The sequence below is a fragment of the Leucobacter luti genome (genome assembly GCF_004217175.1).
In the GTDB taxonomy this organism is placed as follows: domain Bacteria; phylum Actinomycetota; class Actinomycetes; order Actinomycetales; family Microbacteriaceae; genus Leucobacter; species Leucobacter luti.
The window spans coordinates 295,966-307,942 of sequence record NZ_SHKI01000007.1 but is presented as its reverse complement, the minus strand read 5'-3'; the positions used below and the strand labels follow the sequence as shown (position 1 = coordinate 307,942).

Genomic DNA, 11,977 nt, shown 5'->3' with positions numbered 1-11,977 from the left:
CACCGCCGGACACCTTTTAGGGAAGCCTCAGAACACGCACCAGTGATGGTGCGGGTTCTGGGGCTTTCCGCATTTGTGCACCCAAAAACACACACACACACACACACCCACGCGCGCACGCGCAAGCGCGAGGGTCCCAGCGCGCAACTTGGCGCTGGGCACTAGATTCTCGCTTCAAAACCAGACATTCTTAAGCTAACTACACCGCCAATGACGGCGTCCTGCCCTGGGACACCGCCGGCCTCACTGGATGGGGGCTCGCGTGTTCGAAGCACACGTGCAAGACATCACGCAGGAAGCGTTTACTGGAGCGCTTCCCGGCGACGCCCGGGTCGACTCGCTGATCGCCGCAGCGCACGCGCGCTACCGGGACCACGGCGAGGGCGTCGTGGCCGACTACATCCCGATCCTCAGCGAGGCCGACCCGGCCTGGTTCGGGATCAGCCTCGCCGGCGCCGACGGCGTGATGCACAGCGTCGGCGATACCGAGATCACCTTCTCGATCCAGTCGATCTCCAAGGCATTCGTGTTCGCGCTCGCGTGCGATGCGCGCGGCCACGAGTACGTGCACGAGCGCATCGGCGTCAACAACACCGGCCTCGCGTTCAACTCGGTGGTGGCCATCGAGCTCAATGACGGCAGCCCGATGAACCCCATGGTGAACGCGGGCGCGATCGCGACCACCGCTCTGTTGCCCGGCGCCACCCCTGAGGAGCGCTGGGAACGTGTGCGGAGCGGCCTCTCCCGTTTCGCCGGGCGCGAGCTCGGCGTCGACGAGGAAGTGTACCGCTCGGAGTCAGAGACGAACCACCGCAACCGCGCGATCGCCGGCCTGCTCCAGAGCTACGGTCGCCTCGAGGGGGACCCGCTCGAGACAGTCGACATTTACACTCGGCAGTGCGCGATCGCGGTGACCGCCTCTGACCTCGCCGTGATGGGAGCCACGCTCGCCGCCGGCGGGGTGCACCCGGTGACGGGGGAACGCGTGGTGTCCGCAGGAGCCGCGCGCGACACGCTCGCGGTGCTCGCCGGGTGCGGAATGTACGAGCGCTCGGGGGAGTGGCTGTTCGAGATCGGCATCCCCGCGAAGTCCGGGGTCTCGGGCGGCATCGTCGCCGTGGTTCCAGGGAAGGGGGCGCTCGGGCTGTTCTCACCCCCGCTCGACAGCGCGGGAACGAGCATCCGGAGCCAGCGCGCCTGCGCCTACCTTTCTCGGGCCCTCGGCCTGAACCTGTTCGCCTCAACACCGCAGCGGGGGTGGCACGCCGCCCACCCCGATCCCGCCGTTGCCGCGGCAGCGGTGCCGCTCCCCGGCCCGCCGCCGGGGGCCGCTCCGCATCTCCACCCTGCAGCACAGATCAGGAAGGCGGGCTAGCCATGTCCAACGCCGTCGCCCACGCTCAGTCAACCGCGGAGCGCCGCTCCTGGGGCCCCATGGTGGGGCTCTTCCTCGCGCAGGTCCTCATGTCATTTAACGTGGCGGCCCTGCCGATCTCACTGGGCGGGATGGTCCAGGACTTCGGCGTGCCGCCGACGGTCGCGAGCTCCACGATCGTGATGTACGGCGTGGCCGTGGCCGCGCTCGTGATGACGGGCGCGAAGCTCGGGCAGCGGGTGGGCTGGGTCGCGATCTTCAGGGTCGTGGTCGTGGTGTTCGCGGTGTCCTCGCTCATGATGATCTTCTCGCCGAGTGTTGGCTGGGCCATCGGCGGCCAGGTGCTCGCCGGCGCGGCGGCAGCGATCATCGTCCCAGCGCTTGTCGCGCTGATCGCGGAGAACTACAAGGGCGAACAGCAGGCAACTGCGGTCGGGTCGCTCGGCTCCGCCCGCGCATTTTCGGGAATGAGTGCGTTCCTGATCGGCGGCACGCTGGGCACCCTCGTCGGCTGGCGCCCGATCTTTATGATCACCCTCGCGATCGCCGCGGCGGTGTTCATCCTGAGCTTCACGCTGCGGTCCGACCGCGGGGACCCGTCGGTGAAGATCGACCTGCTCGCTTCGGGCCTCATCGGAGCCGCGATCGTGCTGCTCACTCTTGGGTTCAACAACCTGAACGGCTGGGGGATCCTGTTTGCGAAGGACGCCGCCCCGTTCTCGCTGCTCGGGTTCTCTCCCGCACCCGTGTTCGTGGTGCTCGGGGTGATCCTGGGGCAACTATTCTTCGTGCGCACCAGGCAGCGCAAGGCGCAGGGCCGCGTACCGCTCGTCGACCTCGACGTGCTGCGCCATCCGACCGAGCGCGCGGCGGTGTACGCGATGTTCGTGATCGTGGCGATGGAGGCCGCCGTGAACTTCACGGTGCCCACCTACATTCAGGTGGTGCAGGGGCGGACCCCGTTTGACACCTCGCTCGCAATGATGCCCTTCAACCTCACCGTCTTCATTACGGCGACCCTCATCGTGCGGTTCTACCGCCGCTTCCCGCCGCGCACGATCGCGCTGTTCGCGTTCGGGCTCACCACGGCGGCGCTGCTCTGGCTCGCCTTCGTGGTCACCAACAACTGGGAGACCTTCCCAACCATCATCGGCCTGATCGCCTTCGGGGTCGGTCAGGGCGCGCTCGTGACGCTCGTGTTTAACGTGCTGGTGACTGCCGCGCCGAAGGAGCTCGCCGGCGACGTCGGCTCGATCCGCGGCACCACCCAGAACCTCGCGTCCGCAGTGGGGACCGCCGTGATGGGCGCGCTGCTCGTGACCACGCTGAGCTTCGGCGTGACCCAGGCGGTGGAGGAGCGACCCGAGCTTCCCGCCTCGCTCGCGGAGCAGGTCGACCTCAGCAACGTCAACTTCGTGAGCAACGACGATCTGCGCGCGATTCTCGACGACACGACGGCCACGCCCGCGCAGGTGGAGTCCGCCGTCGCGCTGAACGAGGAGCAGCGCCTGCGCACGCTCAAGCTCGGGTTCCTCATCTTGGCGGGGATCAGCGCGATCGCGGCGCTCCCGGCCTCCCGGCTGCCGCGGTACCGGCCCGAGGAGATTCCCGACGGAAGCCCGGAGGCTCCGTAACAGCCAAAAAGCGTGGTGGTGGTCGGTTTCGCGCTCCGCGGATTTTCGTGTCGCACGCCCCGTTCCCGGAGTCTCACAGTTCAGCTTCCGCTAAGATATTTCTGAACACCACACGACGACCGAACAAGATGGAAGCGGGCCGCCAATGGGAGCGATGACGGGTGTGCTTGTCATCCTCGCTCTCGTAGCTGTCCTTGCTCACCCGCTCGTTCGGCGCTTCGGGCGCAACGCGTTCTTCGGGCTTGCCGCCGTGCTCGGCGCCGCGTTTGTCGCGATGCTCGGGATCGCCCAGCCGGTCTTTGCCGGAGACGTGCTCACCGAGGCCGTGCAGTGGGTGCCGCAGCTCAATCTGACCCTCACGTTCAGGCTCGACATGCTGTCCACCCTGTTCGCGCTCCTTGTCACCGGCGCCGGAGCGCTCGTGCTGCTGTACTGCGCGCGCTACTTCGACGAGGGCGAGGCGAGCCTCCCGCGCTTCGCCGCCGTGTTCATGGGGTTTGCCACGTCGATGCTGGGCCTCGTGCTCGCGGACGACGTGTACCTCCTCTTCATCTTCTGGGAGGGCACCACGGTGTTCTCCTTCCTGCTCATCGGCCACATCACCCGACTCCGCACCTCGAACTCCGCCGCGCTGCAGGCCCTGATCGTCACGACGCTCGGCGGCCTCGCGATGCTGGTCGGCTTCGTGCTGCTCGCGCACGCCGCCGGCAGCTCCCTGCTCTCGGAGATTGTGGCGGTGCCGCCGAGCGGGCCGGTCGCGACCACCGCGGTGTTCCTGGTGCTGGCCGGCGCGCTCTCGAAATCCGCAATTTTCCCGTTCCATTTCTGGCTCCCGGGCGCAATGGCGGCGCCCACGCCAGTGAGCGCCTACCTGCACGCCGCGGCGATGGTGAAGGCGGGCATCTACCTGATCGCGCGCATCACGCCCGGCTTCGAGGACGTGGTCGGGTACCGCGAGACGCTCGTGATCCTGGGCGCGATCACCATGTTCAACGGCGGTATTCGCGCGCTGAAGCAGTACGACATCAAGCTGATCGTGGCGCACGGCACGGTGAGTCAGCTCGGTCTGCTCGTCATGGTGTTCGGCGTGGGGGATCCGCGCGCCTCGTTCGCCGGTCTGGCCCTGCTGTTTGCACACGCGCTCGCAAAAGCGCCGCTCTTCCTCTCGGTCGGCGTGATCGACCACGCGGCCGGGACGCGCGATCTCCGCCGGCTCAGCGGCCTGGGGCGACAGCTCCCCGCGCTCACCGTGCTCACCGTCATCGCAGCGGCCTCCATGGCTGGCGTGCCGCCGCTCGTCGGCTTCGTAGCGAAGGAATCGGCGTTCACCGAGCTGTTTGAGATCGGCAAGACCGAGCCGCTCGCGCAGTTCGCGTTCTGGGCCGCGGTGCTCGGCAGTGTGCTCACGGTCGCCTACATGGTGCGCTTCCTCTGGGGTGCGTTCGCCCGCAAGCCTGGCGTCGCAGACTGCGGGATCGCGCACCGCCCCGGTGCCGTGGACCTCATCGCCCCGGCCGCGTTTGTGCTGCTGGCCGCCGTCGGCGGGTTCGTGTCACCCCTGGTCGATCCGCTGCTGCAGCAGACGATCGTGGGAGCCGAGACGCCCGAGCACCTCGCACTGTGGCACGGCTTCACGCCGGCGCTGTGGGCATCGATCGCCGTGCTCATTGCCGGGCTCGCGCTCGGCGCGCGGATCTCGCGCCCAGGCTTCACGCTCGCCGTGATTCCCGAGCGCTTCTCCGCGGCGCACGCGTACTGGGTGATCACCCACAAGGTCGACACGCTCGCCGTGCGCCTCACCTCGCTCACCCAGCGCGGCTCGCTCCCGTTCTACCTCGCCGTGATCCTCATCGTCATGGTGCTCGCCGTGGGTGGCACCACCCTGTCGACCGCCGAGTGGCCGGATCAGTTTGAGCTCGTCAGCTCCCCGGTGCAGATTCCGATCGCCATTGTGATGGTGGTCGCCGCGCTCGCTTCGCTGCGTGCTCGCACCAGGTTCCAGTCAGTGGTGCTCGTCGGGATTACCGGCTACGGCATGGCCGCGATCTTCGCGATGCACGGCGCCCCCGATCTGGCGCTCACCCAGGCACTCGTCGAGACCGTCACGCTCATCGCCTTCGTGCTCGTGATCCGCCGCCTGCCGCAGCGGATCGGCTCCCCGCCAACGAAGCGCGTCCGCTGGGGCCGCGCGCTGATCGGGATCTCGGTGGGCCTGGTGCTCGGTGCGGTCGCGGTGATCGCGCTCGGCTCGCGCATTGCGGACCCGATCTCGCTGCAGCTGCCCGAGATGGCCTACGCGGGCGGGCACGGCACGAACACCGTCAACGTGATGCTCGTTGATATCCGCGGCTGGGACACCATGGGCGAGCTCTCGGTGATCCTCGCCGCCGCGACCGGCGTCGCCTCGCTCGTGTTCCTGAACACGCGCGCCGACCTGCGTCCAAAGCTGAGCCGCCGCGACGCGCGCAGTCAGGCGCGCACGCACCTCATGCACGTCGCCGATCCCTCGCACCCCGCGAGCCGGGTCACCTGGGTGCTCGCTGGTCGCCAGTTGAATCCTGCCCGCCGCTCGATCATCCTCGAGGTGGTTGTGCGCCTGCTGTTCCACGGGCTCATCATCCTCTCGATCTACCTGCTGCTCACGGGGCACAACACCCCGGGCGGTGGCTTTGCGGGCGGACTCGTCGCCGGGCTCGCGCTCGTCGCGCGCTATCTCGCGGGCGGACGTCACGAGCTGGGCGCCACCGTGCCGATCGACGCCGGGCGCCTGCTCGGCACCGGACTCGCCCTCGCGGTCTCGATGGCGATCCTCCCCATGTTCTTCGGGCAGTCAGCGCTCGCCTCAGCCTGGGTCGATGTCGACCTCGGCCCGTTCGGCACGCTCCCGCTCGTCACCTCCACCCTGTTTGACATCGGCGTGTACCTCGTCGTGTTCGGTCTCATTCTCGACGTGCTCCGCAGTCTCGGCGCTGAGATCGATGAGCACGAGGAAGCCGACGCGTCAGCGTTTGAAGAGGAGGAGGTGAACCGCGCATGACCATGCCTCTGGTGCTTGTCGCTGTGATGGTGGTGATGTACGCCGCCGGCGTCTATCTCATGCTCGATCGCACGCTCACGCGAATCCTGCTCGGCTTCCTCCTCGTGGGCAACGCGACGAACCTGCTGATCTTCCTGATGTCTGGCTCCTTCGGCAACGCCCCGCTCTACGGGTCGAGCGAGGTCGAGGACATGAGCGATCCGCTGCCGCAGGCGTTCATCCTCACCGCGATCGTGATCACCTTCGGGGTGAGCGCGTTCCTGCTCGCGCTCATCTACCGCTCCTGGCGCCTCGCGCAGGATCGTGACGACACCGTGGTTGACGACGATTCGGATCTCGATCTTGCCGACGCCGACGAGCTCAGCTCCGACGAGGTCACGGAGGAGGGGCTCGCGGGCACGCCCGACTACTCGGACGACGACGACATCCCCGACGACGACCCCGCGGAAGCTCCCGCGCCCGGTTCCACTCCGAGCGGCGGGTTCCCCGTCATCGACGTGCGGCCCCCCGAGGACATTGATCTGCCAGCACCCACCCAGACCGAGGAGGACCGCCGATGACCGTCCTCGTTCCCCTCGTAGTCCTGATCCCGCTCGCGAGCGCCGCCCTGGCCCTCGCCGTGCCGGGCCACCGCCGGCTGCAGCAGGGCATCACGCTTGTGGCGCTGAGTGCCGTGCTCGTGCTCAGCGGCACGCTCATGTGGATCGTGGACGCGCAGGGCGCGCTGGTCATGGAGGTGGGCGGCTGGGCCGCGCCCTTCGGGATCGCGCTCGTGGTCGACCGCGTCTCGGCGCTCATGCTCACGGTCTCCTCGATCGTGCTGCTCGGCGTGTTCCTGTTCTCAATCGGCCAGGGCCTCGCCGACGGCGACGAGGACACCCCGGTCTCGATCTACTACCCCACCTACCTCGTGCTCGGGGCGGGCGTGTTCAACGCGTTCATCGCGGGCGACCTGTTCAACCTCTACGTGGGCTTCGAGATCCTGCTTGTGGCGAGCTACGTGCTGATCACGCTGGGCGGTACGGCACAGCGGATCCGCGCGGGCGTCACCTATGTGATCGTGTCGCTGGTCTCGTCCGTGCTGTTCCTCGCCGCGATCGGGTTGATCTATGGCGCCACCGGCACGGTGAACATGGCGCAGCTCACGATCCGGATCGCAGAGCTGCCGAGCGAGGTGCAGCTGATCCTCAACCTGATGCTGCTGATCGCGTTCGGTATTAAGGCGGCGGTGTTCCCGCTCTCGTTCTGGCTGCCGGACTCGTATCCCACGGCGCCAGCGCCGGTGACGGCGGTGTTCGCCGGCTTGCTCACGAAGGTGGGCGTCTACGCGATTATCCGCACCCAGACGCTACTGTTCCCGGTCTCAAGCGTTGACCTGTTATTGCTGATCGTCGCAGGCCTCACGCTGCTGGTCGGCATTCTCGGCGCCGTGTCGCAGCTCGACATCAAGCGGCTGCTCTCGTTTACGCTGATCAGTCATATCGGCTACATGATCTTCGGCATCGGGATGGCAAACGCGGCCGGTTACGGCGCGACAATCTTCTACATCGCGCACCACATTATTGTGCAGACCACCCTGTTCCTCGCGGTGGGGCTGATCGAGCGGCACGGCGGCACCACCTCGCTGTCCGGTCTCGGCGGAATGCTGCGCACGGCCCCGGTCATCGCCGTGCTGTTTTTCATCCCGATGCTCAACCTCGGGGGGATACCTCCGTTCTCGGGCTTCATCGGGAAACTCGGGCTGTTCACGGTTGCGGCGGAGCTGCAAACCCCCGCCGGGTACTGGCTGATGGGGATCGGCGCGCTCGTGTCGCTGCTCACCCTGTACGCGCTCGCTCGGGCCTGGGTGTTCGCGTTCTGGCGCCCGCGGAAGCGCGCCGACGCCGTCGAGGCCCGCACCGGGAAGACGCCGAGCACGGAGGCGATGATGCTGCGCGAGCGCGAGGAGGCGCTGTTCGAACAACTGCACGATGCCCCCGACGCGTCTCCCCTCCAGGAACAGAAGGAGATCCCGCGCCTCATGATCGCCGCGACCGCCGGCATGGTGGTGGTGAGCGTGGCGCTGACAGTGTTTGCGGGCCCGCTCTACGCGTACGCTGATCGTGCGGGAGAGAACATGGCCGAGCCCGGCCGTATGGTGCAGCTCGTCCTCGGTGACTCGCCGGGGCAGCTCGGCGGCGGCAGCGGCACGACGCAACCGGACGGGGAGGCGCACGATGACTGAGTCTGCGACGCCCCGCGCCGCCCGCCGCCTCGAGCTCGGCGTGCGGCTGCACGAGCTCCCGCTGCTCGTGGGGCTGGTGCTGCTCTGGATGATGCTCTGGCACGAGGTGTCCCTGCTGTCACTCGTCAGCGGGGTCGTGCTCGCAATCGTCGTGATGCGAGTCTTCTACCTCCCGCCGGTCGAGCTCGCCGGCCGCTTCAACCCCTGGTACGCGCTGCGCTACCTGGTGTACTTCCTCTGGAACCTCGCGCTCGCGTCGTGGCAGGTCGCGTGGCTCGCCGTGCGGCCGGGGCCACCGCCGCCCACGTCGATCATCGCGGTGCGCCTGCGCACCCGCAACGACTTCATCCTCACGATGGTCGGACTCACGATCTCCCTGATCCCGGGCTCGCTGGTGGCGGAGGTTGACCGCTTCGAATCGACCCTGTACCTGCACGTGCTGAACACGCCGACGCAGCGCTCAATCACGCGGATGCGGCGCGACGTGCGCCACATCGAACGCCTGCTGATCCTGACGCTCGGGTCAAAGCAGGAGATCGGAGCGTTGAATTGAGTATCGCAATGACCGTGCTGCTCGTTGGCGCCGGGATCGGTCTCACCATTACGGCGCTTGCCGCGATCGTGCGCATCGTGCGAGGGCCCACCATCCTCGACCGCATGATCGCCTCGGACGTCCTATTGACCACGCTGATGCTCGCGGTCGGCACCGACATGGTGGTGCGCGGGCACACCGATTCGATCCCGCTCATGACCGTGATCGCCGCGACCGCCACCTTCGCCACGATTGTCGTGGCGCGGTTTGTGAAGCGGCGGGCGGAGCGGCCCATGCCAGAGGAACCGACACCGGAGGTGGGCCATGTCTGACGCCGCGCTGTGGGAACAGCTGATGGACCTCGCCGCAGTGGTGTGCGTCTTCCTCGCCGCGGTGCTGTCGGTTGCCGCGGGAATCGGCCTGCTGCGCTTCCCGGACGCGCTGAGCCGGCTGCACGCCGCGACGAAACCGCAGATCTTCGGGTTGCTGCTAGTGATCGCGGCGATTGCGCTCGACCAGCGCTCGTTTGCGACGCTCCTCGCGCTGATCCCGGTCTTTGTGTTCCAATCACTCACGGCGCCGGTCGCCGCGCACATGGTGGGGCGCGCCGCGTACCGTACCGGGCAGCTCGACGCCGACTCGCTCGTGGTGGACGAGCTCGGGCCCGCGATCGAGCGCAGCGACACGCTCTACGGCTAGCAGTGAGCGGCTCGCCGCTCGCCGCTCGCGGCTCGCGGAGCGCGACGAGTGGGAGTGGCAGCGGGCAGCCGCCACCCCACGGGCGCGCCGCTACGCGAGCGGCCGGTACTGCTCCCACACTGCCGGGAACTGCTCGTTGAGGTGCTCGAAGAACGACATGCCCGTGTTGACCGCGCAGATCAGCTGCTGCGAGAGCTGCGCGTCGGTGATGCCCTGCTCATAGTCGACGTTGTGCTCGGTGTGGATCCGGATCATGCCCTCCTCGTCCGCGCGCGCGTACGTCTTGGGCCAGAGCTTCTCCGCGTTCCACGCGTTGCACACCTCGAGCGCGCGCCCGAGGTCTTGCCCGTCGAGCTGGCCGCGCCACGCGCCCCGGACGCACAGGAGTTCGTCGTGCTCGCCGTTGATGAAGAAGTAGAAGGAGCCGTACTCCCAGCCGCCGCCGATGTCTCCGTCGATGTCGACGCTGTACTCCCAGCCCTCGCGTGCCAGGCCCGCCATCACCCGCTCCTTCGAGAGCGGCGCGAGCCAGTCCGGTCCGCCAAAGGCGGGGGTGATGTCGTTCTCAAACTCGCTCATGTGCCTCGGGTCCTCTCGTCTGATTGCCTCAGAGCAGGATCGCACACTGGGGGAGCGGTCGCGCGCCGCGGGCGGTGATTTGCGTGTCCGCCCGGGGAATCCGTGCCGGAACGCGCGCTGGCCCCGGACCGTGCGGTCCGGGGCCAGCGCGCTCAGCCGACCTACGCGTCGACGAGGTACCGGCTGTAGGCGGGGACGGTGAGGAACGTGGGGAAATCATCGCCGAGCGCAACGTCGGCGAAGAGCTCCGCGGCGTCGTCGTAGCGGTCCCCGTCGAAGCGCTCGAACCCGGCGATCGCCTCGCGCATCAGCTCGGCCACCCACTCGCGTGTGATGCGGGTGCCCTCCGCGGTCGACTGATCCTGGTGGATCCACTGCCAGATCTGCGAGCGGCTGATCTCGGCGGTCGCGGCATCCTCCATCAGATTGTCGATGGCGACCGCGCCGTTCCCGCGAAGCCAGGCCTCGATGTAGCGGAGGCCGATTGAGACGTTGTCGCGCACGCCCGCCTCGGTGATGTCGCGGCCGATGTGCACGTCGAGCAGCTGCGCCGCGGTGACCTCCACGTCGTCGCGCTGGCGCTCCACCTGGTTTGGGCGGTCGCCGAGCACCGCGTCGAACTCGGCCTGGGCCACCGGGATGAGGTCGGGGTGGGCCACCCAGGTGCCGTCGAAGCCGTCGCCGGCCTCGCGCTGCTTGTCCGCGCGCACCTTCTCCTCGGCACGTGCGGTGACCTCTGCGTCGCGGCGGTTCGGGATGAACGCGCTCATGCCGCCGATCGCGTGCGCCCCGCGCTTGTGGCAGGTCTTCACGAGGAGCTCGGTGTACGCCCGCATGAACGGCACGGTCATGGTGACCTCGCTGCGGTCGGGGAGCACGAAGCGCGCGCCGCGGCCGCGGTAGTTCTTGATGATCGAGAAGATGTAGTCCCAGCGCCCGGCGTTGAGACCCGCGATGTGATCGCGCATGACGTAGAGGATCTCCTCCATCTCGAACGCTGCGGGCAGCGTTTCGATGAGCACGGTCGCGCGGATGGTGCCGTGGGGGAGGCCGAGCGTCTGCTCGGTGTAGGTGAAGATGTCGTCCCAGAGCTTCGCCTCCTCGCTCGACTCGAGCTTGGCGATGTAGAAGTAGGGTCCGCGGCCGCGCGCCACGAGTTCCGCGGCGTTGTGGAACGCGTAGAGTCCGAAGTCCACGAGGCTGCCGGACGCCGCCCCCGACTGCCCCTGGCCGTCGATGAACCGCATGTGCTTTTCGACCAGGTGCCAGCCGCGCGGCCGCATCACGATCGTGGGGGTGTGCTCGGCGGTGACGCGGTACTCCTTGCCCTCCGGGCTCGTGTATTCGAGCTGGCCGCGGATCGCGTCGAACAGGGACAGCTGGCCGCCGATCACGTTGTGCCAGGTGGGGCTCGTGGCGTCCTCCTGGTCGGCGAGCCACACGCGCGCCCCCGAGTTCATCGCGTTGATCGTCATTTTCGGGTCAGTGGGCCCGGTGATCTCCACGCGACGATCCTCAAGTCCGGGGCCGGCGCCGGCGACGCGCCAGTCCGCGTCTTCGCGGATCTGGCGGGTGTCCGCGCGGAACTTCGGATCGCGGCCGTTGCCGATCTCGTACCGGCGACGCTGCCGGTCCGCGAGCCGCTCGTGGCGGGTGCTCGCAAAGCGGGCGTGCAGCTCGGTGACGAACTCGAGCGCCGCTGGCGTGAGGATCTCCTCGCTGCGTGCGAACGGGCGGCCGGTGACCTCGATGCGGGGGCCGAATGCTGAGGGGGTGGCGGTCTGCGACTGCTGCGGGGCCGCCTGCGTGGTGGTCATGATGTGTCCTTTGGTCGAGCCCTGGGGCGATAACTGCGGTGTAGTTCCATCTTTGACCTCCCACGCGGGGGTGTGCGGGC

10 protein-coding genes are annotated in these 11,977 nt (G+C 68.1%); 8 read left to right on the top strand and 2 right to left on the bottom strand.

Features of this window, described 5'->3' with window-relative positions; translation table 11 throughout:
- The first annotated feature begins 262 nt into the window (after positions 1-262).
- The 8 genes from glsA (at position 263) to mnhG (ending at position 9,501) form a co-directional block, all read left to right on the top strand.
- Positions 263-1,375 carry a glutaminase A gene (glsA, locus tag EV139_RS14760; protein WP_130455413.1) on the top strand — a complete coding sequence of 371 codons (1,113 nt, stop codon included), beginning with the start codon at positions 263-265 and terminating at the stop codon, positions 1,373-1,375.
- 2 nt (positions 1,376-1,377) lie between these two features.
- The gene (locus EV139_RS14755) at positions 1,378-3,009 is read left to right on the top strand and encodes an MFS transporter (protein WP_130455411.1); all 1,632 of its coding nucleotides are present in this window, start codon (positions 1,378-1,380) and stop codon (positions 3,007-3,009) included.
- 145 nt (positions 3,010-3,154) lie between these two features.
- Complete coding sequence (locus EV139_RS14750) at positions 3,155-6,046, top strand: Na+/H+ antiporter subunit A (protein WP_130455409.1); 2,892 nt, start codon at positions 3,155-3,157, stop codon at positions 6,044-6,046.
- Positions 6,043-6,606, top strand: a complete 564-nt coding sequence (locus EV139_RS14745; RefSeq protein ID WP_130455407.1) for a Na(+)/H(+) antiporter subunit C — start codon at positions 6,043-6,045, stop codon at positions 6,604-6,606. Before EV139_RS14750 ends, EV139_RS14745 begins: the two co-directional genes overlap by 4 nt.
- Positions 6,603-8,270, top strand: a complete 1,668-nt coding sequence (locus tag EV139_RS14740) for a Na+/H+ antiporter subunit D (protein WP_130455405.1) — start codon at positions 6,603-6,605, stop codon at positions 8,268-8,270. The genes EV139_RS14745 and EV139_RS14740 overlap by 4 nt, the downstream gene beginning before the upstream one ends.
- On the top strand, positions 8,263-8,823 hold the full coding sequence (locus tag EV139_RS14735; RefSeq protein ID WP_130455403.1) for a Na+/H+ antiporter subunit E: 561 nt from the start codon (positions 8,263-8,265) through the stop codon (positions 8,821-8,823). The genes EV139_RS14740 and EV139_RS14735 overlap by 8 nt, the downstream gene beginning before the upstream one ends.
- Positions 8,820-9,134 (top strand): MrpF/PhaF family protein, encoded by a 315-nt coding sequence (locus EV139_RS14730; protein WP_420029123.1) that lies wholly within the window; start codon positions 8,820-8,822, stop codon positions 9,132-9,134. The genes EV139_RS14735 and EV139_RS14730 overlap by 4 nt, the downstream gene beginning before the upstream one ends.
- Positions 9,127-9,501, top strand: coding sequence for a monovalent cation/H(+) antiporter subunit G (mnhG, locus tag EV139_RS14725; protein ID WP_130455399.1), 375 nt, complete (start codon positions 9,127-9,129; stop codon positions 9,499-9,501). Before EV139_RS14730 ends, mnhG begins: the two co-directional genes overlap by 8 nt.
- A 90-nt stretch (positions 9,502-9,591) precedes the next feature.
- Here mnhG and EV139_RS14720 read toward each other — a convergent pair whose 3' ends face one another.
- Both EV139_RS14720 and aceB read right to left on the bottom strand, forming a co-directional pair.
- Positions 9,592-10,080: a type III secretion system chaperone family protein gene (locus EV139_RS14720; RefSeq protein WP_130455397.1), complete on the bottom strand. Its 489-nt coding sequence runs from the start codon at positions 10,078-10,080 to the stop codon at positions 9,592-9,594.
- A 161-nt stretch (positions 10,081-10,241) separates the two neighbouring features.
- Positions 10,242-11,897 (bottom strand): malate synthase A, encoded by a 1,656-nt coding sequence (aceB, locus tag EV139_RS14715; RefSeq protein ID WP_130455395.1) that lies wholly within the window; start codon positions 11,895-11,897, stop codon positions 10,242-10,244.
- Positions 11,898-11,977: the final 80 nt, after the last annotated feature.